Genomic DNA, 26096 nt, shown 5'->3' with positions numbered 1-26096 from the left:
AGCTGGCGCCGCCCTGTGCTGACGAGGTGCCCATGCGTTTCCTCCTGATCGCCCTGGCCTGCCTGTGCCTGCCCGCACTGGCCGACCTGCAGTACCACCTCGAGCCGCGGCAGATCGCCGAGGGCACCTGGCTGGTGGAAGGCAGTACCGACAACTTCGGCAAGGACAATGGCGGCGCCATCGTCAACGTCGCCTTCGTCGACACCGGTGACGGTGTGCTGGTGATCGATACCGGCCCGTCGAAGCGCTACGGCGAAGCCCTGCGTGCGTTGATCCAGCAGACCACCGGCAAGCCGGTGAAGCGCGTGCTGCTGACCCATCACCACCCCGACCATGTGCTGGGCAACCAGGCCTTCACCGACGTGCCCATCGGTGCGCTGGCCGGCACCAGCACGCTGCTGAAGGAGCAGGGCAACGCCATGGCGGAGAACATGTACCGACTGGTCGGCGACTGGATGCGCGGCACGGAGGTGGTGCTGCCGAGTGAAACGGTGGCGCCGGGCGAGTTGCAGATGGGCAACCATCGATTCCGTCTCGTGGGGCTGCGCGGTCATACCGGCGCGGACCTGGCAATCCTCGACGAGACCACCGGCGTGCTGTTCGCCGGCGACATCGTGTTCTACCAGCGGGCGCTGACCACACCGAACAGTCCGGGGCTGGACGTGTGGCTGGGCGACCTCGATACGCTGCAGCAGTTGCCGTGGACGCTCATTGTCCCTGGTCACGGCCCCATCGCCACCGATGCCGCACCCTTTGCGCAGATGCGCGACTACCTTGGCTGGCTCGACAGCGTGATGCGCGACGGCATCGCCCAGGGCGCCGACATGAACGACCTCCTGCGCACACCCATCCCCGAGCGTTTCGCCGGTGTCAGCCTGACGCGCTACGAGCTGATCCGCAGCGTCAGTCATCTCTATCCGCGCTACGAGCAGAAGGCATTGCCGCGCGTCGACGACGAGCAGTGATTCCGCTCTCGCAGGATGGTGTGGAGCGAAGCGATACCCATCAATCCGTGTGCCGACAGGATGGGTTTCGCTCCGCTCTATCCATCCTGCAGGAGCACTCCCAGCCGCTCCTACGCAAGCCTTGAGTTTCGCGCCGTTGCGGCAAGGTATTGCTACCAAGGAACTAGGAAATTCGGCACTGCGTTCAATTGTTGGTGCGGCCCACCAAACCAAGAATCTGCGACAGACCGGGAAAATTTCCCGGGTACAACAACAATCGCAGAGGCGCACCGCCATGAGACAGCTTCAACCTTTCGCCCGCACCGTGCTGTTCACCGCCATCAGCCTGGCCTCCCTGGGCGCCCACGCCGGGGTGACCGACCAGGACATCAGCGATTCCGCCAAGCGTACCGACCAGATCGTGGTCAACGGGATCAACCAGCAAGGCCAGCGCTTCAGCCCGCTGAACACCCTGAACAGCGACAACGTGAAGGAGCTGCGGCCGGTCTGGGCGCTGTCCTTCGGCGGCGAGAAACAGCGTGGCCAGCAGGCGCAGCCGCTGCTCAAGGACGGTGTGATGTACGTCACTGCCTCCTACTCACGGGTATTCGCGGTGGACGCGCGCACCGGGCGCAAGCTGTGGCAGTACGATGCGCGCCTGCCCGATGGCATCATGCCCTGCTGTGACGTGATCAACCGCGGCGTGGCCCTGTACGGTGACCTGGTGATCTTCGGCACCCTCGACGCCAAGCTGGTCGCCCTGAACAAGGACACCGGCAAGGTGGTGTGGAAGAAGACCGTGGCCGACTACAAGGCCGGTTATTCCATCTCCGCCGCACCGCTAATCGCCAAGGGCAAGCTGATCACCGGCGTGGCCGGCGGCGAGTTCGGCGTGGTCGGCAAGATCGAGGCGTACAACCCCACCAACGGCGAACTGCTGTGGAGCCGCCCGACCGTGGAAGGCCATATGGGCTACGTCTACAAGGACGGCAAGCCGGTCGAGAACGGCATCTCCGGCGGCGAGGCAGGCAAGACCTGGCCAGGCGACCTGTGGAAGACCGGCGGCGCCGCGCCCTGGCTGGGCGGCTACTACGACCCGAGCACCGATTCGCTGTTCATCGGCACCGGCAACCCGTCGCCGTGGAACTCGCACCTGCGTCCGGGCGACAACCTGTTCTCCTCGTCGCGCCTGGCGCTGAACCCCGAGGACGGGTCGATCAAGTGGCACTTCCAGACCACCCCGCACGATGGCTGGGACTTCGACGGCGTGAACGAGCTGGTGTCCTTCGACTACACGGACGGCGGCAAGACCGTGAAGGCAGCGGCCACCGCCGACCGCAACGGCTTCTTCTACGTACTCGACCGCACCAACGGCAAGTTCATCCGTGGCTTCCCCTTTGTCGACAAGGTGACCTGGGCCAAGGGCCTGGATGAGAACGGCCGGCCGATCTACGACGACGCCCACCGTCCGGGAGCGCCGGGTGAGGGCGGCGAGAAGGGCTCGTCGGTGTTCGTCGCGCCGTCCTTCCTCGGCGGCAAGAACTGGATGCCCATGGCCTACAGCCAGGACACCGGTCTGTTCTACGTGCCGTCCAACGAGTGGGGCATGGACATGTGGAACGAGAACATCGCCTACAAGAAGGGCGCGGCCTACCTCGGCGCGGGCTTCACCATCAAGCCGCTGAACGAGAAGTACATCGGCGTGCTGCGTGCCATCGATCCGAAGACCGGCAAGCAGGTCTGGCGCTACGAGAACTACGCGCCGCTGTGGGGCGGCGTGCTGGCGACCCACGGCAACCTGGTGTTCACCGGCAACCCCGAGGGCTACCTGATGGCCTTTGACGCCAAGTCCGGCAAGAAGCTCTACGAGTTCAACACCGGCTCGGGCGTGATCGCCTCGCCGATCACGTGGGAGATGGACGGCGAGCAGTACGTCACCGTCCTCTCCGGCTGGGGCGGCGCGGTGCCGCTGTGGGGTGGCGAGGTGGCCAAGCGCATCAAGGACCTGGACCAGGGTGGGATGATCTGGACCTTCAAGCTGCCGAAGGATCTGGTGGCCAAGAAATGATGTTCGCGTGATCCGAGCAGAGGGCTGGCCATTGTGCCGGCCCTTTGTTTTTGACGTCGTTTGTCGACGCCGTTCGCAGGCATGACCTGCTCCTTCAATCAGCGCCGCAGCCGGCTCTGGTTTTTGCTTTGGCTCGCCAGGATTTCCAGAGAAACAGCCGCACGCTCCGATGTGCCCCTTTCAGGAGGCCTCGTTGGATTGGAGTTTCAGGGGTTGAGCGGCATGGATGCCGCGAGAGCCGCGATGGGCCAGGGATGGCCCTTCGCGGCGTGCCCCTGAAACTTCGATCCAACGAGGGAATTTTTCGCCTAAGCGAAAAACCGGATGGAGGGGCAAGACCTTTTGGTTCCTTTTGTGGCGTTTGACAAAAGGGACTCGCCCGAGGGGGCGAAACAAAGCATCTCAGCGCACGCTGAAGCGGCGCAGAAACTCCGAAGTCAAAGCGGCATAGAACAATCAGCGCCTTGCCAGCGGTTCGCGAGCAAGCTCGCTCCTACGGCCTGTGCATTCCCAAGCGACGTTGAAACGCCCAAGCACGAACAAGAGCATCGCGGAGAAGCTTCGCTCCTACGAGAGCCCAAGCGCTAGGGTAAGCCAGCAGGAGCAGTCAGCGGGCGCGATCGCGGGCATGGCCCGCTCCTGCAGTGTTACCGATTGCCTGGGGTGCAAGACAGCCCGGCGCTTCTACTACCAAATGAGTAACCCACCACTCCCATGGGTGCATTCCGGGGCGGGAAGGGCGCTGCCTAAGATCGCTCCATGACCTGGCCGATGGAGGCCGGGAACCGACAGGAGAGCATCCCCATGATCTACGCCGCACCCGGAACCCCAGGCGCCGTCGTCACCCTCAAGCCGCGCTACGGCAACTACATCGGCGGCGAGTTCGTCGCGCCGGTGCTGGGCCAGTATTTCAGCAACACCTCGCCGGTGAACGGCGAAGTCATCGCCGAGTTCCCGCGCTCCACCGCCGAAGACATCGAGCGCGCCCTGGACGCCGCCCACGCCGTCGCCGGCAGCTGGGGGCGCACCTCGGTGCAGGACCGCGCGCTGATCCTGCTGAAGATCGCCGACCGTATCGAACAGAACCTGGAGCAACTCGCCGTCGCCGAAACCTGGGACAACGGCAAGGCCGTGCGCGAGACCCTGAACGCCGACGTGCCGCTGGCCGCCGACCACTTCCGCTACTACGCCGGTTGCATCCGTGCGCAGGAAGGCGGCGCCGCCGAGATCAACGAGAACACCGTCGCCTATCACATCCACGAGCCGCTGGGCGTGGTCGGGCAGATCATCCCGTGGAACTTCCCGCTGCTGATGGCCGCCTGGAAACTCGCTCCGGCCCTGGCCGCCGGCAACTGCGTGGTGCTCAAGCCAGCCGAGCAGACGCCGCTGTCGATCATGCTGCTGGCCGAAATCATCGGCGACCTGCTGCCGCCGGGTGTGCTGAACATCGTCCAGGGTTTCGGCAAGGAAGCGGGCCAGGCGCTGGCCACCAGCAAGCGCATCGCCAAGATCGCCTTCACCGGCTCGACCCCGGTCGGCTCGCACATCCTCCACTGCGCGGCGGAGAACATCATCCCGTCCACCGTGGAGCTGGGCGGCAAGAGCCCGAACATCTTCTTCGAGGACATCATGCAGGCCGAACCGGCCTTCATCGAGAAGGCCGCCGAGGGCCTGGTGCTGGCCTTCTTCAACCAGGGCGAAGTCTGCACCTGCCCGTCGCGGGCACTGGTGCAGGAGTCGATCTTCGAGCCGTTCATGGTCGAGGTGATGAAGAAGATCAAGGCGATCAAGCGCGGCAACCCGCTGGACACCGACACCATGGTCGGCGCCCAGGCTTCGCAGCAGCAGTACGAGAAGATCCTGTCCTACCTCGACATCGCCCAGGGCGAAGGCGCCGAGCTGCTCACCGGTGGTTCCAGCGAGCGCCTGGAGGGCGACCTGGCCAGCGGTTACTACATCCAGCCGACGCTGCTCAAAGGGCACAACGGCATGCGCGTGTTCCAGGAGGAAATCTTCGGCCCGGTGGTGGGCGTGACCACCTTCAAGGACGAAGCGGAAGCCCTGGCGATCGCCAACGACACCGAGTTCGGCCTGGGCGCGGGCGTCTGGACCCGCGATATCAACCGCGCCTGGCGCATGGGCCGTGGCATCCAGTCCGGCCGCGTGTGGACCAACTGCTACCACCTGTACCCGGCCCACGCGGCGTTCGGCGGCTACAAGAAGTCCGGTGTCGGCCGCGAAACCCACAAGATGATGCTCGACCACTACCAGCAGACCAAGAACCTGCTGGTCAGCTACGACATCAACCCGCTGGGCTTCTTCTAACACGTTACTGCAAGCCGGCGAGCCTTCCCCCATCGGGTTCGCCGGCCTCCCTCTCTGGTGTAAAGCCCGGCACTCCACCGGGTATCCCTTGTGTCGACGCGCCCGTTCGGGCGGCCGTCCGCTTCCGTGCCCACTTCCATGGGCGACGGCCTTCGTCGAACGCGGCTTCTGCCGCGTTTTCTTTTTCCCGGTCAGCTTCTGTTCGCTGCAGCACCCCGTACCAATCCCGCCATCCTACAAAGGCTCCTCCCGTGTTCCGCCCGCGCAACACCTGCCTTGCTCGCGCGCAACACCTGTAGCGCCCGCAGTACCCGCATCGCGACCGGCCGAAAGCTCCAGAAGCCCCGAACGGCGAGCCTTCCAGCCAAAATCGAAAACCCTGGCACAGCGGTTGCTCTGAGCCTTGCAAGCCGCGGCGATCGATCCGCGGCACCAACAAGAATCGGAGAACCTCCATGAGATCGATTGGCCTGCACGTGCCTTCCGTTCGCCTGCAACCCGCCCTGCGTCATTCCCTGCTGACCGCCTCGCTGCTGATGGCCGGTCTGTCCCCGAATCTCCACGCTGCTGACGTCCCGGCTGACGTCGATGGCAAGCGCATCGCTGCCGCCGACAAGGAACCCGGCAACTGGATGGCCACCGGCCGCACCTACGACGAGCAGCGCTACAGCCCGCTCAAGCAGATCGACCAGAGCAACGTCGGCGGCCTGGGCCTGGCCTGGAGCTACAAGCTGGACATCGACCGCGGCGTGGAAGCCACGCCCATCGTGGTGGACGGCGTGATGTACACCACCGGGCCGTTCTCCATGGTCTACGCGCTGGACGCCCGTACCGGCACGCTGCTGTGGAAGTACGACCCGCAATCCGACCGCAGCCGCGCCGGCGAAGCCTGCTGCGACGCAGTGAACCGCGGCGTGGCGGTGTGGAAGGGCAAGGTCTACGTCGGCGTGCTCGACGGCCGCCTGGAAGCCATCGACGCCAAGACCGGCAAGCGCGTCTGGAGCGTCGATACCCGGACCGATCCGTCGCGCAGCATCACCATCACCGGCGCGCCGCGCATCGTGAAAGGCAAGGTGATCATCGGCAACGGTGGTGCCGAGTTCGGCGTGCGCGGCTACATCACCGCCTACGACGCCGAGACCGGCAAGCAGGACTGGCGCTTCTTCACCGTGCCCGGGGACCCTAAGGAAATGCCGAAGGGCAAGGGCATGGAAATCGCCGCCAAGACCTGGTTCGGCGACAACTTCCACAAGCAGGGCGGTGGTGGCACCGTGTGGGACTCCATGTCCTACGACCCCGAGCTGAACCTGCTGTACATCGGCGTCGGCAACGGCTCCTCGTGGAACCCGCGTATCCGCAGCGAAGGCAAGGGCGACAACCTGTTCCTCTCGTCCATCGTCGCGATCAACCCCGACAACGGCGAGTACGTCTGGCACTACCAGACCACGCCGGGCGACGCCTGGGACTTCACCGCCACCGCGCACATCATGCTGGTGGACATGGAGATCAACGGCAAGCAACGCAAGGTGCTGATGCAGGCGCCGAAGAACGGCTTCTTCTACGTCATCGACCGCGAGACCGGCGAGCTGCTCTCGGCCAACAACATCGTGCCGATCAACTGGGCCACCGGTGTTGACCTCAAGACCGGCCGGCCGATCCGCAACGAGAAGGTGTCCGACTACTGGAAGGACCCTGAGAAGAAGGCCCGCATCATCCAGCCGGCCTTCTGGGGCGCCCACGACTGGCAGCCGATGTCCTGGAACCCCAACACCGGCCTGGTCTACATCCCGGCACACATCATGTCGGCCTACTACCAGGACGTCGACGGCGCGCCGCCGCGCTCCACGTTCAAGAGCATCTACCAGCTCGACGTCAACACCGGGATGATGCCCGAGGACCCCGAAGGCCTGCGCAAGATCGCCGATACCTGGACCGGCAAGCTGATCGCCTGGGACCCGGTGAAGCAGGAAAAACGCTGGGAAGTGCCGTACAGCACCATCTTCAACGGCGGCACCCTGAGCACCGCCGGCAACCTGGTATTCGAAGGCACCGCCGACGGCCGCGTGGTGGCCTACGCCGCCGAGACCGGCAAGAAGCTCTGGGAGTCCCCGGCCAACACCGGCGTGATGGCCGCGCCGATCACCTATGAGGTCGACGGCGAGCAGTACGTGACCTTCATGGCCGGCTGGGGCGGCGCCTTCTCCACCTTCGCCGGCGCCCTGTCGCTGCGCGCAGGCGTGAAGCCCAATGCCCAGGTGCTGACCTACAAGCTGGGCGGCACCGCCAAGCTGCCGGACATCAACTACAAGTGGGCCGACCGCAAGCCCGAGCCGCCAGCGCTGACCGGCACCACCGCACAGATCGACCAGGGCCGCGAGCTGTTCAACTCCAGTTGCTCGCAGTGCCACGGCATCAACGCCATCAGCGGCGGCGTGGTCCCCGACCTGCGCACCCTCAGCGCGGAAAACCACCAGCGCTTCCTCGGCATCATCTACGGCGGACGCATTCCCGACGGCATGCCGTCGTTCCAGGGCCACCTCGACCTGCAGCAGGCCGAGGCCGTCCACCAGTACCTGATCAAGCGCGCCTACGACCTCAAGGAACAACTGGCCGGCGCGCAGAAGACTGCCGCCAAGTGACCGTCTTACAGGAGACCGACGCATGACTGACGTGACGACCTACCAGCACTACATCGACAACCGCTTCGTCGCCGGCGAGCCGTTGATCGAGGTGCACAACCCGGCCAACGGCGAGCTGCTGGCGCGTATTCCCGAGGCCAGCGCGGCCCAGGTGGACGCCGCCATCGGCGCCGCCCGCGCGGCGCAGAAAGGCTGGGCGGCCAAGCCTGCCATCGAGCGCGCCGGCTACCTGCGCAGGATCGCCGAGAAGGTCCGCGCCAACGCGCCGCGCCTGGCCAGGATCATCACCGCCGAGCAGGGCAAGGTGGGCGCGCTGGCGGAAGTGGAAGTGAACTTCACCGCCGACTACCTCGACTACATGGCCGAGTGGGCACGCCGGCTGGAAGGCGAAGTGCTGACCAGCGACCGCGCCGGCGAGCACATCTTCCTGCTGCGCAAACCGCTGGGCGTGGTGGCGGGCATCCTGCCGTGGAACTTCCCGTTCTTCCTCATCGCCCGGAAGATGGCGCCGGCGCTGCTGACCGGCAACACCATCGTCATCAAGCCCAGTGAAGAAACCCCGATCAACTGCTTCGAGTTCGCCCGCCTGGTGGCGGAAACCGACCTGCCCACCGGCGTCTTCAACGTCGTCGGCGGCACCGGGGCCAGCGCCGGCAGCGCACTGACCAGCCATGCCGGGGTAGACCTGATCAGCTTCACCGGCAGCGTCGCCACCGGCTCGCGGATCATGGCCGCGGCCGCGCCGAACATCACCAAACTGAACCTGGAGCTGGGCGGCAAGGCGCCGGCCATCGTCCTGGCCGATGCCGACCTGGAGCTGGCGGTGAACGCCATCAAGGCCTCGCGGGTGATCAACACCGGGCAGGTGTGCAACTGCGCCGAGCGCGTCTACGTGCAGCGCCAGGTGGCCGATCTGTTCATCGAGAAGATCGCCGCCGCCATGGCCGCCACCCGCTTTGGCGACCCGAACGTGCAGGCAGACCTGGACATGGGCCCGCTGGTCAACCGGATCGGCCTGGACAAGGTCGCGCAGATGGTCCGCACGGCAACCGGGGAGGGCGCCCAGATCATCACCGGCGGCGCCGTCGCCGACCTGGGCAAGGGCTTCCACTACCAGCCCACCGTGCTCGCCGGCTGCAAGGGTGACATGGAGATCATGCGCAAGGAGATCTTCGGCCCGGTACTGCCGATCCAGGTGGTGGACGACCTCGACGAAGCCATCGCCCTGGCCAATGACAGCGACTATGGCCTGACCTCGTCGATCTACACCCGCAACCTGAGCGCCGCGCTCAAGGCCAGCCGCGAGCTGGACTTCGGCGAGACCTACATCAACCGTGAAAACTTCGAGGCGATGCAGGGCTTCCATGCCGGCACCCGCAAGTCCGGGATCGGCGGGGCGGATGGCAAGCATGGGTTGTACGAGTACACCCATACGCATGTGGTTTACGCGCAGGAGTAAGCGGACGTTTTGATTGGGCGGGTCTTCCTTGCCAGGTGAGGCTCGCTCCTTTTTCCCTGCGCTTGGAATCTGTCGAGCGCAGGGAAAAGGGAAACGATCAATACAGCGCGTTGGGCTGCACAATGCCGTGCTTCTTCATCTTCCGATACAGGGTCGACCGGGCAATGCCGAACTGTTCCGCCACCGCACTGATGTTCCACTGCCGCTCGCGCAGCACCGCGAGCAGGTGGCGGGCTTCGTCGTCGTCCAGGCGGGCGGCGAGGGCGGTCGTGGCGGCTGTCTGCGGTGCTTCGGCAACGACGGCGGGAGCAGCCTGATGCAACTCCATCGGCAGGCAGTCCAGATCGATGCGGCCATCCTCGGCGAGGGCGGCGGCGTAGCGCAGGCAGTTCAGCAACTGGCGGATGTTGCCCGGCCACGGATGGCCGCGCAGCCGCTCACGCACGGTGGCGTCGAGGTGCAACGTGCCACCCAGGCCCGCCAGGAGGTCGTCGATCAGCGCTTCGCGGTCGGAGCGTTCGCGCAGTGCTGGAAGTTGCAGGGTCATGCCGGCGAGGCGGTAGAAGAGGTCCTCGCGGAAGCCCTTGGCGCGGATCATCTCGGCCAGGTTCTGGTGGGTCGCGGAAACGACCTGCACGTCCAGCGCCACCGGTGTTTCGGCGCCCAGCGGGAGGATTTCGCGCTCGGCCAGGACACGCAGCAGGCGCGTCTGCAGGTGCGCCGGCATGTCGCCGATCTCGTCGAGGAACAGGGTGCCGCCGTTGGCCAGCTCCAGCTTGCCTTTCATGCCTTTCTTGCTGGCGCCGGTGAAGCTGCCGCCGCGGTAGCCGAAGAGTTCGCTCTCGATCAGGCTTTCCGGAATCGCCGCGCAGTTCAGCGCGACGAAAGGGCCGGCGTGGCGTGCGCTGGCCTGGTGGATGGCGCGGGCGAAGGCTTCCTTGCCGGTGCCGGTCTCGCCGGTGACCAGGATGGAGATGCCCTTGTCGAGCACCTTGCGCAGCTTGCGCACGCCGTCCTGCAGGCGCGGGTCGGCGCCGGCGAGGCGGGCGAGATCGGGGTGCTCCGGGCATTTCACGGCAGTGGTGGCCGGCGTGCCGCGGCGTGGCGGGCTGGCCGGCGTGCGCAGGCCCACGTCCACCAGCGCGTGGTCGGCCAGGGTGCGCAGGCGGATACCCCGTGCGCCGCCCTGGCTCAGGTCGAGCAACTGGTCGACGTCCGCTTCCAGCAGCTGCTCGATGCGGCTGCCCAGCAGCTCGCCGCGGCAGGCGGTGAAGGCGGCGTGGTTGCCGCCGATCACCCGGCCCTGTTCGTCGAGGGCGATCAACTGCTCGTTGGCCAGGTCCGACACTTCATCGCGGGCCTTCACCGAGAGGGTCAGGCGGTCGCGGTAGCGCTGGCGGAAGCTGGCGTTCTCGATCAGCCGGGCATACAGGATCACCAGTTGCAGGGTCAGGTACTGCGCATCCTTGGGCCCGTCGTTGTACAGGCAGGTGGCGTTCAGGCAGCCGCGCAGGCGGTGCTGGGCGTCGAAGATCGGCGCCACCGAGCAGCTCAGGCGGAAATTGCTCACCAGGAAGTGCTCCTGGCGATGGATGGTCAGCGCTTCGCCGGCGGCCAGCGCGGTGCCGATGCCGTTGGTGCCGGCGATGGACTCGTCCCAGCGCGCGCCGACGATCAGCCCGGCCTGGGTGTAGCGATCACGTTCGCTGGGCAGGCGTGCATCGAGGGTGATGCCGCGCTCGTCGCTGAGCAGCACCGCGAAGCCCGCCGGCAGTACGCGTCGGGCGAGACCGGTGACGCCCTGGCTGGCAATAGCCAGGTAGTCCTGGTGCAGGCCCTGGTGTTCGCGGATTTCCCCGGCGGTGAGGATGTGCTTTTCCGCCCGCGCGCGGGGGTCGAGACGGTGCTCCATCACGCTGCGGTACCAGGAGCGCGCGATGGCGCCCTCGGGCTGGATGTCACGCTCGCCGAAGTGATCGGCGATGAAGGCGGCAAGGTCGTTCGGGCAGTTTTCCAGGGATTGCGGGTGCATGGTCACTCCCGGCGGCCGTCAGTCGGACTGCGGCGCGTTGTTGTTTTTAGAAACCAGTGCGTCGTAGGACCGGTCCTAGGAAGGGCTAGTCTAGACCGGTCGGTCACGGGCGACGAGAGCCTGAGCAAGGGCTGTGCCGAAATACACCGTGCGGGGCGCCCAGCCCCGCGCCAGACCGTCCGCCGCCAGAGGGCGCGGGCGCGACGGGGCAACGGCTGTCGCAGCGATGGGACAGTTGTAGCGGCGGGGCGCGACAGCTGTCGCAGGCCCGCTACCAAATCAGGGGGGAATCTCCTTCGAAAGTATCATTCGGAGTGCCTGACCCTGGTGTTTAACTCGACTTGCCGGTCCTGCCGGCACCTTGCCTAACAAAAAAATAGAGGACAGACCCATGTGGACCAAGCCTAGCTTCACCGACCTGCGCCTTGGCTTCGAAGTGACCCTGTACTTCGCCAACCGCTGATCCACTCGGCCCCGGTTCGCCGGGGCCCCTGCCCACGGGGCACTGTCATGCATATCCGGATTCTCGGGTCGGCCGCCGGTGGCGGCTTTCCCCAGTGGAACTGCAATTGCCGCAACTGCCGCGGCGTCCGCGACGGCAGCGTGATCGCGCAGCCACGCAGCCAATCGTCCATCGCGCTGTCCGACGACGGCGTGAACTGGATTCTCTGTAACGCCTCGCCCGATATCCGCGCCCAGCTGGCGTCCTTCCCGGCGCTGCAACCGGCGCGGCGCCTGCGCGATTCGGCGATTGCCGCCGTGGTCCTGCTGGACAGCCAGATCGACCACACCACCGGCCTGCTCAGCCTGCGTGAAGGTTGCCCGCATGAAGTCTGGTGCACGGAGATGGTCCACCAGGATCTTTCCACCGGCTTTCCGCTGTTCCCCATGCTGTCGCACTGGAACGGCGGGCTGAAGCACAACCTCATCGAGCTGGATGCCGAGCCCTTCGTCATCCCGGCCTGCCCGGGCCTGCGAATTACTGCCATCGCCCTGCGCAGCAGTGCGCCGCCGTATTCGCCGCACCGCGGCAACCCGCATCCGGGAGACAACATCGGCTTGTTCGTCGAGGACACCGCCACCGGCGGCACGCTGTTCTACGCGCCGGGCCTGGGCCAGGTGGACGACGGCCTGCTGGCGTGGATGCGCCGTGCCGACTGCCTGCTGGTGGACGGCACGCTCTGGCGCGACGACGAGATGCGCGTCTGCGAGGTGGGCGACAAGCTCGGCAGCGAAATGGGCCACCTGGCCCAGAGCGGCCCCGGCGGCATGATCGAGGTGCTCGACGGCATCGACGGGCCGCGCAAGGTGCTCATCCACATCAACAACACCAATCCCATCCTCGACATCGCCTCGCCCGAACGCGCCGAACTGGACGCGCGCGGCATCGAAGTGGCATTCGACGGGATGGGGATTTTCCTTTGATGGCTCTTTTTTCCAGAGGGAACCTCGCGATGACCCGCGAAGCCATGAGCCCCGCCGAATTCGAGCAGGCGCTGCGCGCCAAGGGCGCCTGCTACCACATCTTCCACCCGTACCACGTGGCCATGTACGAAGGCCGCGCGACCCGCGAGCAGATCCAGGGCTGGGTGGCGAACCGCTTCTACTACCAGGTGAACATCCCGCTCAAGGATGCGGCGATCCTCGCCAACTGCCCGGACCGCGACGTGCGCCGCGAGTGGCTGCAGCGCATCCTCGACCACGACGGCGCGCCCGGCGAGGAGGGCGGCATCGAGGCCTGGCTGCGCCTGGCCGAATCCGTGGGGCTGGATCGCGAGCAGGTGCTGTCCCAGGAACGGGTACTGCCTGGTGTTCGCTTCGCGGTGGACGCCTACGTCAACTTCGCCCGCCGTGCCAGCTGGCAGGAAGCGGCCAGCAGCTCGCTGACCGAGCTGTTCGCCCCGCAGATCCACCAGTCGCGCCTGGACAGCTGGCCGCAGCACTACCCGTGGATCGATGCCACCGGCTACGACTACTTCCGCAAGCGCCTGTCGCAGGCGCGCCGCGATGTCGAGCACGGCCTGCGCATCACCCTGGAGCACTACCGCACCCGCGAGGCCCAGGAGCGCATGCTGGAGATCCTGCAATTCAAGCTCGACGTGCTCTGGAGCATGCTCGACGCGATGAGCATGGCCTATGAACTGGAGCGCCCGCCGTACCACACGGTCACGACCGAGCGTGTATGGCACAGGGGGTTGCTGTGATGAGTCTGCCTTCGCTGGACAGCATCCCGGCGCTGCGCCGGGGTTTCCGCCTGCAGTTCGAACCGGCCCAGGGTTGCCACGTGCTGCTCTATCCTGAAGGGATGGTGAAGCTCAACGACAGCGCCGGGGCGATCCTCGACCGCGTCGATGGCCAGCGCGACGTCGCCGGCATCATCGACGGCCTGCGTGCCGATTTCCCCGGCGTGCCGGGCATCGACGAAGACATCCTGGCATTCCTCGAGGTGGCCCATGCTCAATTCTGGATCGAGCTGCGCTGAAGTGCCGGTGGGCCCGCCGCTCTGGCTGCTGGCCGAGCTGACCTACCGTTGCCCGCTGCAGTGCCCGTACTGCTCCAACCCGCTGGACTTCGCCAAGGGTGGCGAGGAGTTGAGTACCGCGCAGTGGATCGAGGTGTTCCGCCAGGCGCGCGACATGGGCGCGGCGCAGCTGGGCTTCTCCGGCGGCGAGCCGCTGGTGCGACAGGACCTCGCCGAGCTGATCGCCGCTGCGCGCGGACTGGGCTTCTACACCAACCTGATCACCTCTGGTATCGGGCTCAACGAGAAGCGCCTGAAGGAGTTCGCCGACGCTGGCCTGGACCATATCCAGATCAGTTTCCAGGCCGCCGACGAAGAGGTGAACAACCTGCTCGCCGGCTCGCGCAAGGCCTTTGCCCAGAAGCTCGCCATGGCCCGCGCAGTGAAGGCGCATGGCTATCCGATGGTGCTGAACTTCGTCACCCACCGGCACAACATCGACAGCATCGACCGCATCATCGAGCTGTGCATCGAGCTGGAGGCCGACTTCGTCGAGCTTGCCACCTGCCAGTTCTACGGATGGGCGGAGCTGAACCGTGCTGGCCTGTTGCCGACCCGTGAGCAACTGCAGCGGGCCGAGCGGATCACCGCGCAGTACCGCGAGCGCCTGGCCGCCGAAGGCAACCCGTGCAAGCTGATCTTCGTGGTGCCCGACTACTACGAGGAGCGCCCCAAGGCCTGCATGGGCGGCTGGGGCAGCGTGTTCCTCGATGTCACCCCCGACGGCACCGCGCTGCCGTGCCACAGCGCGCGGCAACTGCCGGTGAAGTTCCCCAACGTGCGCGAGCACAGCCTGCAACACATCTGGTACGAGTCCTTCGGCTTCAACCGCTTCCGCGGCGATGCGTGGATGCCCGAGCCGTGTCGTTCCTGCGATGAGAAGGCGCGCGATTTCGGTGGCTGTCGCTGCCAGGCCTTCATGCTCACCGGCGACGCCGAGGCCACCGACCCGGTGTGCGCCAAGTCGGCTCACCACGATCTCATCCTCGACGCCCGCCGCGAGGCGGAAGTCGCGGCCGCTCCGCTCAGTGCGCTGACCCTGCGCAACGAGCGGGCGTCGCAGTTGATCTGCAAGGCCTGAGATGGACCGCAGCGACTGGAGCGCCGAGCGTGCGGTGGCCGCCGCGGGGGACTTTGCCGAGCTGCACGTGGCGCACGGCGGGCTGCTGTGGGCTGCGTTCGATCCTGCCAGTGCGCGCTGCCGGCTGTTCCTCCGGCGTGAAGGCCAGAGTGTCGAGCTGACCCCGCCCGGCGCCTCGGTGCGCAGCCGTGTCTACGAGTACGGCGGCGGTTCCTGCTGCGCCACGGCCGACGGTGTGGCCTGGGTGGAGGAGGGTGACCAGCAGGTTCACTGGCTGCGATTGGGCGGCGTGCCGAGGCCGCTCACCCACCGCGATGATTGCCGTTATGGCGACCTGCACTACGTGCCGGTGTGGAACGCGATACTCGCCGTGGAGGAGGAGAACGGCAGCGGCGGTGTGACTCACCGCATCGTCCGCCTCGACGCCGACGGCCGGCGCCGAGTGATCGCGTCGGGCGCGGACTTCTATGCGTCCCCGGCTGCGGACGGCAGTGCCAAACGCATCGCTTGGGTGGAATGGGATCGCCCGCACCAACCCTGGACGCGCACGCGGCTATGCGAGTCCTTCGCGGGTGAGCAGCGTTGCCTGGCCGGACAGACCCGCCATGAGTCCATCCAGCAGCCGCGTTTCGCCGAGGACGGACGCCTGCATTGGCTGAGCGATGGCGACGGCTACTGGCAGCCCTGCCACGAAGGCCACGGCACCTTGCCCTGCGCGGCGGCCGACCACGCCGGCGCGCCGTGGCAACTGGGTGGGCGTACCTTCCTGCCGCTGGCGGGCGGCACGCTGCTGGCAACCCATTACGTGGATGGCTGCGGCCTGCTGGTGGTGTACGACGAGCGTGGCAGGCAGCACCGGCTCGCACCGGAGTACAGCCGTTTTCGCGCGCTGGCGGCGGATGAACGGCATTTCTATTGCATCGCCGCCGCGCCGGATCGACTGCCGACGCTGCTGGCGATCCGCCGGGTGGATGGCTCGATCCAGGTGCTGGCCGGTGGCGAGAAGCCGCTGCCCGAGAGCGAGCTGTCCCGTGGCGAGGCCTTCCGCTACCCGGTGGGCGGGGACGAGTGCGGGCATGGGTTCTTCTATCCGCCCCGCGCGGGCGACCCTGCGCCGCCGCTGGTGGTGTTCCTGCATGGCGGGCCGACGTCCGCCAGCTACCCGGTGTTCGACGGGCGTATCCAGTTCTGGACGCGCCGTGGCTTCGCCGTCGCCGACATCAACTACCGCGGCAGCAGCGGTTATGGTCGTGCCTATCGCGAACGCCTGCGCCTGGGCTGGGGTCAGGTGGAAGTGGAAGACATCGGCGCGGCGCTGGACTGCCTCGCCAAGGCCGGTCGCATCGACCGCCAGCGGGTGTTCGTCCGCGGCGCCAGTGCCGGTGGTTACAGCGCGCTGATGGCCCTGGCACGGCTGCCGGGCCTGCGCGGCGGCGCCAGTCTCTACGGGGTGAGCGACCCGCAGGCGCTGGCGCGGGTGACCCACAAGTTCGAGGCGGACTACCTGGACTGGCTGATCGGCGATCCGCAACAGGACGCCGAGCGCTACCGCGAGCGAACGCCCGTGCTGCAGGCCGAGCACATCCATGCGCCGGTGATCTTCTTCCAGGGCGAACTGGACGCGGTGGTGGTCCCGGCGCAGACCGATGCCATGGTCGACAGCCTGCGCCAGCGCGGCGTGCCGGTAGAGGTACACCGCTATGCCGGGGAGCGGCATGGGTTCCGCCAGGCCGCCAACCTGGCCCATGCGCTGGAGGCGGAGTGGCGCTTCTACCAGGCGCTTCTGGCGGGTTGAACCGGGGCTCCTGACTGTCTGCCAAGGTCGCATTGCAATACCTGACGGATACAGTAGGCTGCCGGAAATATCCCATAACAATAACGACAGAGCCCACGATGCCTCACGAGCTCAGCCAGCTGCGCAAGTTCGTCTCGCCAGAGATCATTTTCGGTGCCGGATGCCGGCACAATGTTGCCAATTACGTGAAAACCTTCGGTGCCCGCAAGGTGCTGGTCGTGTCGGACCCCGGTGTCGTTGCCGCCGGCTGGGTCGCCGACATCGAAGCCAGTCTGGCCGCCCAGGACATTCCCTACTGCCGCTATACCGATGTCTCGCCCAATCCGCGCGTCGAGGAAGTCATGCGCGGCGCCGAGGTCTACCGCAGCGAAGGCTGCAATGTGATCGTCGCGGTCGGCGGTGGCAGTCCGATGGACTGCGCCAAGGGCATTGGCATCGTCGCCGCCCACGGCCGCAACATCCTCGAGTTCGAGGGCGTGGATACCCTGCGCGTGCCCAGCCCACCGCTGATCCTGATCCCGACCACTGCCGGCACCTCGGCGGACGTCTCGCAGTTCGTGATCATCTCCAACCAGGACGAGCGGATGAAGTTCTCCATCGTCAGCAAGGCGGTGGTGCCCGACGTGTCGCTGATCGACCCGGAGACCACCCTGACCATGGACCCGTTCCTCTCCGCCTGCACCGGCATCGACGCCCTGGTGCATGCCATCGAGGCCTTCGTCTCCACCGGCCACGGGCCGCTCACCGATCCCCACGCGCTGGAGGCCATGCGGTTGATCGACGGCAACCTGGTGCAGATGATCGCCAATCCCGCGGACATCGCCCTGCGCGAAAAGATCATGCTGGGCAGCATGCAGGCCGGACTGGCGTTCTCCAACGCGATCCTCGGGGCGGTGCACGCCATGTCCCACAGCCTGGGCGGCTACCTCGACCTGCCGCACGGGCTGTGCAACGCCGTGCTGGTCGAGCACGTGGTGGCCTTCAACTACAGTGCGGCGCCGGAGCGCTTCAAGGTGATTGCCGAGACCTTCGGCATCGACTGTCGCGGCATGAACCACGCCCAGATCCGCCAGCGCCTGGTGGAACACCTGATCGCCCTGAAGAACGCCGTGGGCTTCCATGAAAGCCTCGGCCTGCACGGCGTGGGCAGTTCCGATATTCCCTTCCTCTCGCGCCATGCGATGCAGGACCCGTGCATCCTCACCAACCCGCGCCAGTCCAACCAGCGTGACGTCGAGGTGGTGTATGGCGAGGCCCTCTGACGAGCACCAACAGGCCCTTGCCGGGCTGCTCGGCCTGGGTAGCCATTCCGCGCGCAAGAGTCACTACCCCGAGCTAGTAGCGCGACTGGACGAGCTGGAAGCCGAGCGCAATCGCTACAAATGGCTGTTCGAGCACGCTGTCCACGGCATTTTCCAGGCCAGCCTGAGCCAGGGGCTGCGCGCGGCCAACCCGGCGTTGGCGCGGATGCTCGGCTACGACGATCCGCAGCAGGTGCTGTGGAACCTGCAGGACATGGCCAACCAGCTGTTCGTCGGCGGCGAGGCGGAGATGCGCCGGATCCGCGCCCTGCTGCGTGAGCGCGACGGCCTGTTCGGTTACGAGACGCGCCTGTACCGTCGCGATGGCAGCCATGTCATCGTCCTCATGAACCTGCTGATCAAGCCTGACGAAGACGGCCTGGTGGAAGGCTTCGTTGCCGACATCACCGAGCGCGTCCAGGCCCAGCAGCGCCTGCAGAGTCTCAACGAGGAGCTGGAGCAGCGCGTCGCCGAGCGCACCCGTGAGCTGGAGGGGCTGAACCAGCAGCTGCGCGAGGCGCGCGATGCCGCCGAAGCGGCCAACAACAGCAAGGACAAGTACCTGGCCGCCGCCAGCCACGACCTCTTGCAACCGCTGAATGCCGCGCGACTGCTGGTGTCCACCCTGCGCGAACGCACGCTGCCGGGTGCCGAGCAGGTGTTGGTGGAGCGCACTCACCAGGCGCTGGAAGGCGCCGAAGACCTGCTCACCGACCTGCTGGAAATCGCCCGCCTGGACCAGAGCGCGATTCGCCCGGACCTCGATGTGCATCTCCTGGACGAGCTGCTCGGTCCGCTGGTCTCCGAGTTCGACGAAGTCGCCCGCGCCGCCGGCCTGCGCTTGCGCAAGCGGATTCCGGCGCTGGCGGTGCGCACCGATCACCGGCTGCTCTCACGCATCCTGCGCAACTTTCTCAGCAATGCCTGCCGCTACACCGAGCGCGGCAGCGTGATGCTCGCGGCGCGGCGACGGGGGGACAGCGTTCGGGTGGAAGTCTGGGACACCGGGCGGGGCATTCCCGCGGATCAGCTGGAAGCGATCTTCCTCGAGTTCAACCAGCTGGATGCCGGCCGCGCTGCGGACCGTCGGGGTGTCGGACTGGGACTGGCGATCGTCGATCGCATCGCCGGCATCCTGGGCTGCCGTGTGCAGGTGCACTCGGTGCCTGGGCGCGGATCGGTGTTCGCCATCGAGGTGCCGCTGGTGCGCGACCTGCCGAAGGCCGGGCCGGTCGAGAACGGCCCGCGCCCGGTCACCGGCGACCCGCTGCCGGGCCGCCGGCTGCTGGTGATCGACAACGAGGAAGCCATCCTTCTCAGCATGGCTGCACTGCTCGGGCAGTGGGGCTGCGAGGTGCTGGTGGCAACCAGCTACGAGGAGGCGCTGAGGGTTCTGGATGACAAGGCGCCGGAGGTGATCCTGGCGGATTACCACCTCGACCGCGGCCGCACCGGCTGCGAGGCGGTGCGCGGGCTGCGCGAGCATTTCCGTCGCCAGCTGCCGGCAGTGATGATCACGGCAGACCGCAGCGACGATTGCCGTCGTGCCCTGCAGCGGCTGGGAATGCCGCTGCTGAACAAACCGGTAAAGCCCGGCAAGCTGCGCGCGGCGTTGAGCCTGCTGGTGAGCAACTGATCAGGCGTCTCGGCGCCCCAGCATGCCGTTGACCTTGTCGCGCAGCGCGTCGATGGAGAACGGCTTGGCGATCATCGACATGCGCGTGGCCAGCTCGCTGCCGTCGATATGGACGATCTCGGCGAAGCCGGTGGCGAACAGGATCGGTAGCTCCGGCCGAGCTTCGCGCGCGGCCACGGCCAGTTCCTCGCCGTTCATGCCCGGCAGGCCGACATCGGTGAGCAGCAGGTCGATGACGGTCTCGCCCTGCAGGATCGGCAGCGCCTCTTCGGCGTCCTCGGCCTGCAGGACCTGGTAGCCGATCTCTTCCAGCACTTCCACGGTGAGCATGCGTACCAGATCGTTGTCCTCCACGACGAGGACGCACAGTTGCTGGTTGGCCGGATCGTTGGGCGTCGCGGGAATGTCGGGGATGCTGACCACTGAGGTGCCTCTCGGGAAGTAGAGTGTGACGCAGGTGCCCTGGCCGGGCTCGCTGCGCAGGCGGATGTGACCGCCGGATTGCTTGATGAAGCCGTAGACCATGGACAGGCCCAGCCCGCTGTTGGGGCCGATGCCCTTGGTGGTGAAGAAGGGATCGAAGACGTGGGTCAGGATCGACTCGCTCATGCCCTGGCCATCGTCCTGCAGGGCGAGGGCGAGGTAGTCGCCGGCCGGCAGGTCGCTGTCGCCGCCGACGACCTCCTGGCGGCGCAGGGTGACGGCCAGGTTGCCGCCGCCGGGCATGGCGTCGCGAGCGTTGTCGACCAGATGCTGCAGGACCTTGTGCAACTGCTCGCGGTCGCTGAGCACGTTGTCGCTGGTTTCGCTGGCCAGGGTCAGGCGCACGCGGGTGCCGGCGCGTTCGGCCAGTTCGGGGAGCCAGTCGCGCAGCAGCCGGCCCAGCTCCACCGGGTGCATGGCCAGCGCCTGGCGCCGGGCGAAGGCAAGCAGGTTGTGGGTCAGCTCGGCGGCGCGCTCGGTGGCCTGGGTGGCGGCATGCAGGATGTGGCTCAGCTCCGGCTGGGCGTTGGCTGGCGCGCGGCGGGTGATCAGGTCGAGGCTGAAGCGGATGCTCGCCAGCAGGTTGTTGAAGTCGTGGGCGATGCCGCCGGTGAGTTGGCCGACGGCTTCCATGCGCTGGGCGTTGGCCAGAGCAGACTGTGCCTGCTCGAGCAGCTCGGCGGCGCGGCGCTGCTCGGTAACGTCGCGGCCGCAACCGTAGATGAGACCGCTGTCTTCGCTGGCGTGCCAGGAAATCCAGCGGTAACTGCCATCAGCGTGGCGCATGCGGTTCTCGAAGTGCTGCAGGCGTTCGCCGCGCGCCAGGCTGGTGCGGGTCTCGAGGCTCGGCGTGAGGTCGTCCGGGTGGACCAGTTCGGCGCTGTTGAGGCCGGTCAGTTCGTCTTCGTGCCAGCCCAGTGTGCTGCTCCACGCCGGGTTGACGCTGCGCAGGATGCCCCGGTGGTCCAATACGCAAAGCAGGTCCTGACTCATCGCCCAGACCCTATCACGCTCCTGGGTGCGCTGGCGCACCTCCTCCTGAACGGCCTCCTTGAGCCGGCGCTCCTCGGCGCGCTGGGTGGCTGCCGCCAGGGCGTGCCCGAGCAGGGTGGCGACTTCGTTGAAGAAGGTCGCGTAGTGTTCGTCCAGGCGCCGCCGCGGGCTGATGCCGAACACCGCGAAGCTGTCGGGGTGGCCGTCCAGCGGGGTGGCGTAGGTGCTGTCGAGGGCTTCCGGCCAGGGCGAGAAGGCGCGCACATACTGGCTGCCCAGCGGCGACTGTTGGGCGCCCTTCAGGCCATTGAACAGGTGCAGCGGGTCGTCGTCGATGCTCAGATGCGCCGGGGCGAAACGGTCGCTGGCGTCGGTGCCGCAGGCGCCGAGCAGCGTGCCGGCCTGGTAGAGCAGGCAGAAGGGCACGTCATGGCTGGCCTCGGCGAGCAGGGCGAACGCCTGGGCGCAGATCTGCGGGGTGTCGTCGGCCTGCCCGAGGCGCTCGGCCAGGCGGGTGAGCAGGCGCTGGCGGCGCTGCTGGATGACGTTGCTGGTGGTCTCGACGGCCGTGTTGAACAGGCCGATGGGCTTTCCGTCCTGGCCGAAGATCGGGCTGACGTTGTAGGTGAAATAGGCCTCCTCGACGTAGCCGAAGCGCACCATGGGCAACAGGCGGTCTTCCTCGTGCGCGGCGACGCCGGTCTGCAGGATGCCGTTGTACATGGGGTCGAGGATCGACCAGATGTCCGACCAGGCGACGCGCGCCGGTTGGCCCAGGCAGGCGGGGTGCTTGTCGCCGGGAATGGCGCTCCAGGCGTCGTTGTACAGCAGGACGAATTCCGGGCCCCAGTAGATGCAGACCGGCAGGCGCGAGTTGAGGCCCACCTCGAGGATGCCCTTGAGCGTGGCCGGCCACTGATCCATCGGGCCGAGCGAGGTAGCCGCCCAGTCGTGCTGGCGGATCAGCGGCGCCATGGTGCTGCTGCTGTTGAGGAAGTCGCCCTGGCCCTGCACTGGTGAAAGGGAGGTATCCCCTGGGGAGCTTGGCATCGAGCAAACCCTGCGACCAATCGGTCTTTTGTGTCTTGTCGAACGTTGGAAAGGCGCGCCGACAGATAATTCCACTTTTCTCCGGCCCAGGCCGTGAAAAGTTCGAACGTCCCACAAGAGTGGCTGTCAATTCGCCAGTCGGTGTGTAGCCTACAACGCTTAGCGTTATCATTTCCGCTGTTTTAAGAACGTTCTTACAATAACTTCAAATACTTACCTGGCTTCCGTCGCAACCTCCGTCATACCGGCCGAGTGCATCCAGGGAAGAAATGCCATCAGGGAATCCCGTAGATGAACCAGAAAGCCATGGCCGACGAAAGCGCCTTCCGCCGCATCCTCGCGCGCAACATGGCGCTGCCGCTCGGCATCTGCCTGCTCGGCGCGGTGCTGTTCGTCGGCTTGATCCTCTACATGCTCGATGTGCTCGGCTGGGTCGAGCACACGGACCGGGTGATTTCCAGCGCCAACGAGATGCAGCGCCTGAGCGTGGATCAGGAAAGTGGCCTGCGCGGCTTCCTGATCACAGGAGATCCACGCTTTCTCGAACCGCTGGAGCAGGCCCGGCCGCGCATCAATGCGGGCCTCAAGAGCTTGTCCGAACTGGTGGCGGACAACCCGCCGCAGGTCGAGCGGGTGGGGCGCCTGGCCTCGATGCAGGACGAATGGATGACATTCGCCCAGCAGATGATCGAGCAGCGCCGCCAGGGTCAGGACACCTCTGACGCGATCAAGGCCGGGCGCGGCAAGAGCATGATGGATGCGATCCGCGCCCAGTACGCCTCGCTGATCAACACCGAGCAGCAGTTGCGCCATGACCGCAACCAGTTCGCCTCCAGTCTTTCCACCGGCGTGGTCATCCTTTATCTGGTGTTCAGCATCGTGGTCGGCACGCTGCTGGCATATTTCGGCCGCCGGCAACTGGTCAGCCTGTCCGAGTCCTATGCCGAGTCCCTGCGTCGCCAGGTGCAGCACAACGAGACGTTGGCGCGCCAGGCCTGGCTGCGTGATGGCCAGAGTCGCCTGGGCGAGCAACTGATCGGCAAGCAGTCGCTGCCGGCCCTGGGTCGCAGCCTGATGGACTTCCTCGGCGAGTTGGTCGCCTCCCCGGTGGGCGCACTCTATGTGCGCGACGATCGCGGTGGGCTGTGTCTGTCCGGCACCTTCGGCTTCGCCGCCGATGCCCAGGGCGAGGACTACTTCGCCCCGGATGAAAGCCTCATCGCCCAGGCGGCCCGCCAGCGCAAGCTGCGTGTGGTGGAGGGTTTGCCGCCGGACTACCTGAAAGTGAACTCAGCACTGGGCAACGGCCAGCCGGTGAGCGTGGCGCTGCTGCCGCTGCTCAACGACGGTGGTGTGGTCGGTGTGCTGGAGCTGGGCTTCCTGCGACCGCTGGAAGAGCGCGACCAGGCCTTCCTGCAGAACGTCGCCGAGACCCTCGGCAGCGCCATCGCCGCCGCCCAGTATCGTCAGCGCCAGCAGGACCTGCTGGCGGAGACCCAGCAGCTCAACGAAGAGCTGCAGGTGCAGCAGGAAGAGCTGAAGACCGCCAACGAGGAGCTGGAAGAACAATCGCGGGTGCTCAAGGAATCCCAGGCGCACCTGGAAGCCCAGCAGGCGGAGCTGGAGCAGACCAACGAACGCCTCGCCGAGCAGACCCAGGAGCTGGCCGCCCAGCGCGACGACCTCGACGGCAAGAACACCGAACTGAACCAGGCGCGCCTGGACCTGCAGGGGCGCGCCGACGAGCTGCAACGGGCCAGCCGCTACAAGTCCGAGTTCCTCGCCAACATGTCCCACGAGCTGCGCACGCCGCTGAACAGCTCCTTGATTCTCGCGCGCCTGCTGGCGGACAACGAGCAGGGCAATCTCGATGACGAGCAGGTGAAGTTCGCCGAGTCGATCTATGGTGCCGGCAACGACCTGCTCAACCTGATCAACGACATCCTCGACATCTCCAAGGTCGAGGCCGGCAAACTGGAAGTGCGCCCGGAGAACGCCAGCGTGCGCCGCCTGGTGGAAGCGGTGGAAGGGCTGTTCCGCCCGCAGGCCGACGACAAGGGGCTGCGTTTCGTCGCCGAGGTGGCCGACGATGCCCCGGCGCTGCTGTTCAGCGACCGCCAGCGGGTCGAGCAGATCCTCAAGAACCTGTTGTCCAACGCGTTCAAGTTCACTGATGCCGGGGAGGTCGCCCTGCGCGTGAGCGCCGCGCCCGAGGGCCTGCGTTTCGATGTGCGCGACAGCGGCATCGGCATCGCCGAGGACCAGCTGCAGCGCATCTTCGAGGCCTTCCAGCAGGCCGATGGCGCCACCAATCGCCGCTACGGCGGCACTGGCCTGGGCCTGTCGATTTCCCGTGACCTCGCGCACCTGCTGGGCGGCAGCATCATCGTCAGCAGCCAGCCAGGCAAGGGCAGCGTGTTCAGCCTGCTGCTGCCGCTGAACTACGAGGCGCCGGCCGAAGGCGAGGTGGTCAGCGCGCCTGCGCCGATCGTTGCGATTGCGCCAACTCCCGTCGCGCCACCGGTGGCGCGTGCGCCCGTCGCAGCAGCGTTCGCCGATGACCGGGATCAGCTCAACATCGGCCAGCGCTGCGTGCTGGTGGTGGAGGATGAGCCGAAGTTCGCCCGTATCCTCTATGACCTGGCCCGCGAGCTGGGTTACCGCTGTCTGGTGGCCATGGGCGCCGAGGAAGGCCTGCGCCTGGCCGACGAGCACGGCCCGGACGCCATCCTGCTGGACATGCACCTGCCCGATGAATCCGGCCTCGCCGTGCTGCAGCGCCTCAAGGCCAACCCGCGCACCCGCCATGTGCCGGTGCATGTGGTGTCCGTGGAGGACCGCAGCGAAGCGGCCCTGCACCTGGGCGCCATCGGTTATGCGCTGAAACCCACCACCCGCGAGCAGCTGCGCGAGGTGTTCGGCAAGCTGGAGGCCAAGCTGACCCAGGAGGTCAAGCGCATCCTGCTGGTCGAAGACGACCCGCTGCAGCGTGACAGCGTCTCGCGCCTGATCGGCGACGACGATATCGAGATCACTGCGGTAGAGCAGGGCGAGCAGGCCCTGGAGCTGCTGCGCCGGAATATCTACGACTGCATGATCATCGACCTCAAGCTGCCGGACATGCAGGGCAACGAATTGCTGCGGCGCATGGGCGAGGAGGACATCTGTTCCTTCCCGCCGGTGATCGTCTACACCGGGCGCAACCTCACCCGCGACGAGGAAGCCGAGCTGCTCAAGTACTCGCGCTCGATCATCATCAAGGGAGCGCGCTCGCCGGAGCGCCTGCTGGACGAGGTGACGCTGTTCCTGCACAAGGTCGAGTCGCAGCTCTCCAGCGAACGCCAGCGCATGCTGCGCACCTCGCGCAACCGCGACCGGGCCTTCGAGGAGCGGCGCATCCTGCTGGTGGACGACGACGTGCGCAACATCTTCGCCCTCACCAGCGCCCTGGAGCACAAGGGCGCACGCGTGGAAGTGGCGCGCAACGGCCGCGAGGCCATCGAGAAGCTCGGTGAAGTCGGCGATATCGACCTGGTGCTGATGGACGTGATGATGCCGGAGATGGATGGCTACGAAGCGACCCGCCTGATCCGCCAGGATGCGCGCTGGAAGAAGCTGCCGATCCTCGCGGTAACCGCCAAGGCGATGAAGGACGACCACGAGCTGTGCCTGCGCGCCGGCGCCAACGACTACCTGGCCAAGCCCATCGATCTCGACCGCCTGTTTTCGCTGATCCGGGTCTGGTTGCCGAAGCTGGAGCGCATCTGAC

General features: G+C 66.6%; 16 protein-coding genes. 14 read left to right on the top strand and 2 right to left on the bottom strand.

The window, feature by feature from the left end:
• The first annotated feature begins 32 nt into the window (after positions 1 to 32).
• The 5 genes from AC1ZV1_RS17085 (at position 33) to aldA (ending at position 9435) form a co-directional block, all read left to right on the top strand.
• A complete protein-coding gene (locus AC1ZV1_RS17085; protein ID WP_484292746.1) occupies positions 33 to 965 on the top strand; it encodes a quinoprotein relay system zinc metallohydrolase 1 in 933 nt (310 codons plus the stop codon).
• Between the two features lie 274 nt (positions 966 to 1239).
• The gene (locus AC1ZV1_RS17080) at positions 1240 to 3012 is read left to right on the top strand and encodes a methanol/ethanol family PQQ-dependent dehydrogenase (RefSeq protein WP_484292745.1); all 1773 of its coding nucleotides are present in this window, start codon (positions 1240 to 1242) and stop codon (positions 3010 to 3012) included.
• An 804-nt stretch (positions 3013 to 3816) separates the two neighbouring features.
• The gene (gene exaC, locus AC1ZV1_RS17075) at positions 3817 to 5337 is read left to right on the top strand and encodes an acetaldehyde dehydrogenase ExaC (protein WP_081519750.1); all 1521 of its coding nucleotides are present in this window, start codon (positions 3817 to 3819) and stop codon (positions 5335 to 5337) included.
• Between the two features lie 455 nt (positions 5338 to 5792).
• Positions 5793 to 7976 carry a PQQ-dependent dehydrogenase, methanol/ethanol family gene (locus tag AC1ZV1_RS17070; RefSeq protein WP_484292744.1) on the top strand — a complete coding sequence of 728 codons (2184 nt, stop codon included), beginning with the start codon at positions 5793 to 5795 and terminating at the stop codon, positions 7974 to 7976.
• A 22-nt stretch (positions 7977 to 7998) separates the two neighbouring features.
• Positions 7999 to 9435: an aldehyde dehydrogenase gene (aldA, locus tag AC1ZV1_RS17065; RefSeq protein ID WP_484292743.1), complete on the top strand. Its 1437-nt coding sequence runs from the start codon at positions 7999 to 8001 to the stop codon at positions 9433 to 9435.
• A 97-nt stretch (positions 9436 to 9532) separates the two neighbouring features.
• On the opposite strand, the gene AC1ZV1_RS17060 is transcribed toward aldA, so the two are convergent.
• Positions 9533 to 11467, bottom strand: coding sequence for a sigma-54-dependent Fis family transcriptional regulator (locus AC1ZV1_RS17060; protein ID WP_484292742.1), 1935 nt, complete (start codon positions 11465 to 11467; stop codon positions 9533 to 9535).
• A 391-nt stretch (positions 11468 to 11858) separates the two neighbouring features.
• On the opposite strand from AC1ZV1_RS17060, the gene pqqA reads away from it, so the two are divergent.
• The 8 genes from pqqA to AC1ZV1_RS17020 all read left to right on the top strand — a co-directional run bounded on the left by pqqA (position 11859) and on the right by AC1ZV1_RS17020 (position 19801).
• A complete protein-coding gene (gene pqqA, locus AC1ZV1_RS17055) occupies positions 11859 to 11930 on the top strand; it encodes a pyrroloquinoline quinone precursor peptide PqqA (RefSeq protein WP_003106462.1) in 72 nt (23 codons plus the stop codon).
• 47 nt (positions 11931 to 11977) lie between these two features.
• On the top strand, positions 11978 to 12892 hold the full coding sequence (gene pqqB / locus AC1ZV1_RS17050; protein ID WP_484292741.1) for a pyrroloquinoline quinone biosynthesis protein PqqB: 915 nt from the start codon (positions 11978 to 11980) through the stop codon (positions 12890 to 12892).
• A 29-nt stretch (positions 12893 to 12921) separates the two neighbouring features.
• Positions 12922 to 13671 (top strand): pyrroloquinoline-quinone synthase PqqC, encoded by a 750-nt coding sequence (pqqC, locus tag AC1ZV1_RS17045; RefSeq protein WP_484292740.1) that lies wholly within the window; start codon positions 12922 to 12924, stop codon positions 13669 to 13671.
• Complete coding sequence (gene pqqD, locus AC1ZV1_RS17040; protein ID WP_184588530.1) at positions 13671 to 13949, top strand: pyrroloquinoline quinone biosynthesis peptide chaperone PqqD; 279 nt, start codon at positions 13671 to 13673, stop codon at positions 13947 to 13949. Before pqqC ends, pqqD begins: the two co-directional genes overlap by 1 nt.
• Positions 13921 to 15069 carry a pyrroloquinoline quinone biosynthesis protein PqqE gene (gene pqqE, locus AC1ZV1_RS17035; RefSeq protein WP_484292739.1) on the top strand — a complete coding sequence of 383 codons (1149 nt, stop codon included), beginning with the start codon at positions 13921 to 13923 and terminating at the stop codon, positions 15067 to 15069. Before pqqD ends, pqqE begins: the two co-directional genes overlap by 29 nt.
• A 1-nt stretch (position 15070) precedes the next feature.
• Entirely contained in the window at positions 15071 to 16864 is a 1794-nt protein-coding gene (locus AC1ZV1_RS17030) for a S9 family peptidase (RefSeq protein WP_484292738.1), read from the top strand.
• Between the two features lie 98 nt (positions 16865 to 16962).
• On the top strand, positions 16963 to 18126 hold the full coding sequence (gene ercA, locus AC1ZV1_RS17025) for an alcohol dehydrogenase-like regulatory protein ErcA (RefSeq protein WP_484292737.1): 1164 nt from the start codon (positions 16963 to 16965) through the stop codon (positions 18124 to 18126).
• Positions 18110 to 19801, top strand: a complete 1692-nt coding sequence (locus AC1ZV1_RS17020) for a PAS domain-containing hybrid sensor histidine kinase/response regulator (protein ID WP_484292736.1) — start codon at positions 18110 to 18112, stop codon at positions 19799 to 19801. Before ercA ends, AC1ZV1_RS17020 begins: the two co-directional genes overlap by 17 nt.
• Here AC1ZV1_RS17020 and AC1ZV1_RS17015 read toward each other — a convergent pair whose 3' ends face one another.
• Complete coding sequence (locus AC1ZV1_RS17015) at positions 19802 to 22327, bottom strand: ATP-binding protein (RefSeq protein WP_484292735.1); 2526 nt, start codon at positions 22325 to 22327, stop codon at positions 19802 to 19804. It abuts the gene before it with no gap.
• A gap of 291 nt (positions 22328 to 22618) precedes the next feature.
• Between AC1ZV1_RS17015 and AC1ZV1_RS17010 the strand changes: the two genes are divergently transcribed.
• On the top strand, positions 22619 to 26095 hold the full coding sequence (locus AC1ZV1_RS17010) for a response regulator (protein ID WP_484292734.1): 3477 nt from the start codon (positions 22619 to 22621) through the stop codon (positions 26093 to 26095).
• Position 26096 lies beyond the last annotated feature (1 nt).

The organism is Pseudomonas sp. BB438 (assembly GCF_057180225.1).
This window is presented reverse-complemented; position numbering and strand designations above follow the sequence as displayed.

Bases quoted from the DNA above. Each gene is read 5' to 3' on its own strand.
- AC1ZV1_RS17085 (WP_484292746.1), top strand. From the start codon at position 33: ATGCGTTTCCTCCTGATCGCCCTGGCCTGCCTGTGCCTGCCCGCACTG.
- AC1ZV1_RS17080 (WP_484292745.1), top strand. From the start codon at position 1,240: ATGAGACAGCTTCAACCTTTCGCCCGCACCGTGCTGTTCACCGCCATC.
- exaC (WP_081519750.1), top strand. From the start codon at position 3,817: ATGATCTACGCCGCACCCGGAACCCCAGGCGCCGTCGTCACCCTCAAG.
- AC1ZV1_RS17070 (WP_484292744.1), top strand. From the start codon at position 5,793: ATGAGATCGATTGGCCTGCACGTGCCTTCCGTTCGCCTGCAACCCGCC.
- aldA (WP_484292743.1), top strand. From the start codon at position 7,999: ATGACTGACGTGACGACCTACCAGCACTACATCGACAACCGCTTCGTC.
- AC1ZV1_RS17060 (WP_484292742.1), bottom strand. From the start codon at position 11,467: ATGCACCCGCAATCCCTGGAAAACTGCCCGAACGACCTTGCCGCCTTC.
- pqqB (WP_484292741.1), top strand. From the start codon at position 11,978: ATGCATATCCGGATTCTCGGGTCGGCCGCCGGTGGCGGCTTTCCCCAG.
- pqqC (WP_484292740.1), top strand. From the start codon at position 12,922: ATGACCCGCGAAGCCATGAGCCCCGCCGAATTCGAGCAGGCGCTGCGC.
- pqqD (WP_184588530.1), top strand. From the start codon at position 13,671: ATGAGTCTGCCTTCGCTGGACAGCATCCCGGCGCTGCGCCGGGGTTTC.
- pqqE (WP_484292739.1), top strand. From the start codon at position 13,921: ATGCTCAATTCTGGATCGAGCTGCGCTGAAGTGCCGGTGGGCCCGCCG.
- AC1ZV1_RS17030 (WP_484292738.1), top strand. From the start codon at position 15,071: ATGGACCGCAGCGACTGGAGCGCCGAGCGTGCGGTGGCCGCCGCGGGG.
- ercA (WP_484292737.1), top strand. From the start codon at position 16,963: ATGCCTCACGAGCTCAGCCAGCTGCGCAAGTTCGTCTCGCCAGAGATC.
- AC1ZV1_RS17020 (WP_484292736.1), top strand. From the start codon at position 18,110: ATGGCGAGGCCCTCTGACGAGCACCAACAGGCCCTTGCCGGGCTGCTC.
- AC1ZV1_RS17015 (WP_484292735.1), bottom strand. From the start codon at position 22,327: ATGCCAAGCTCCCCAGGGGATACCTCCCTTTCACCAGTGCAGGGCCAG.
- AC1ZV1_RS17010 (WP_484292734.1), top strand. From the start codon at position 22,619: ATGAACCAGAAAGCCATGGCCGACGAAAGCGCCTTCCGCCGCATCCTC.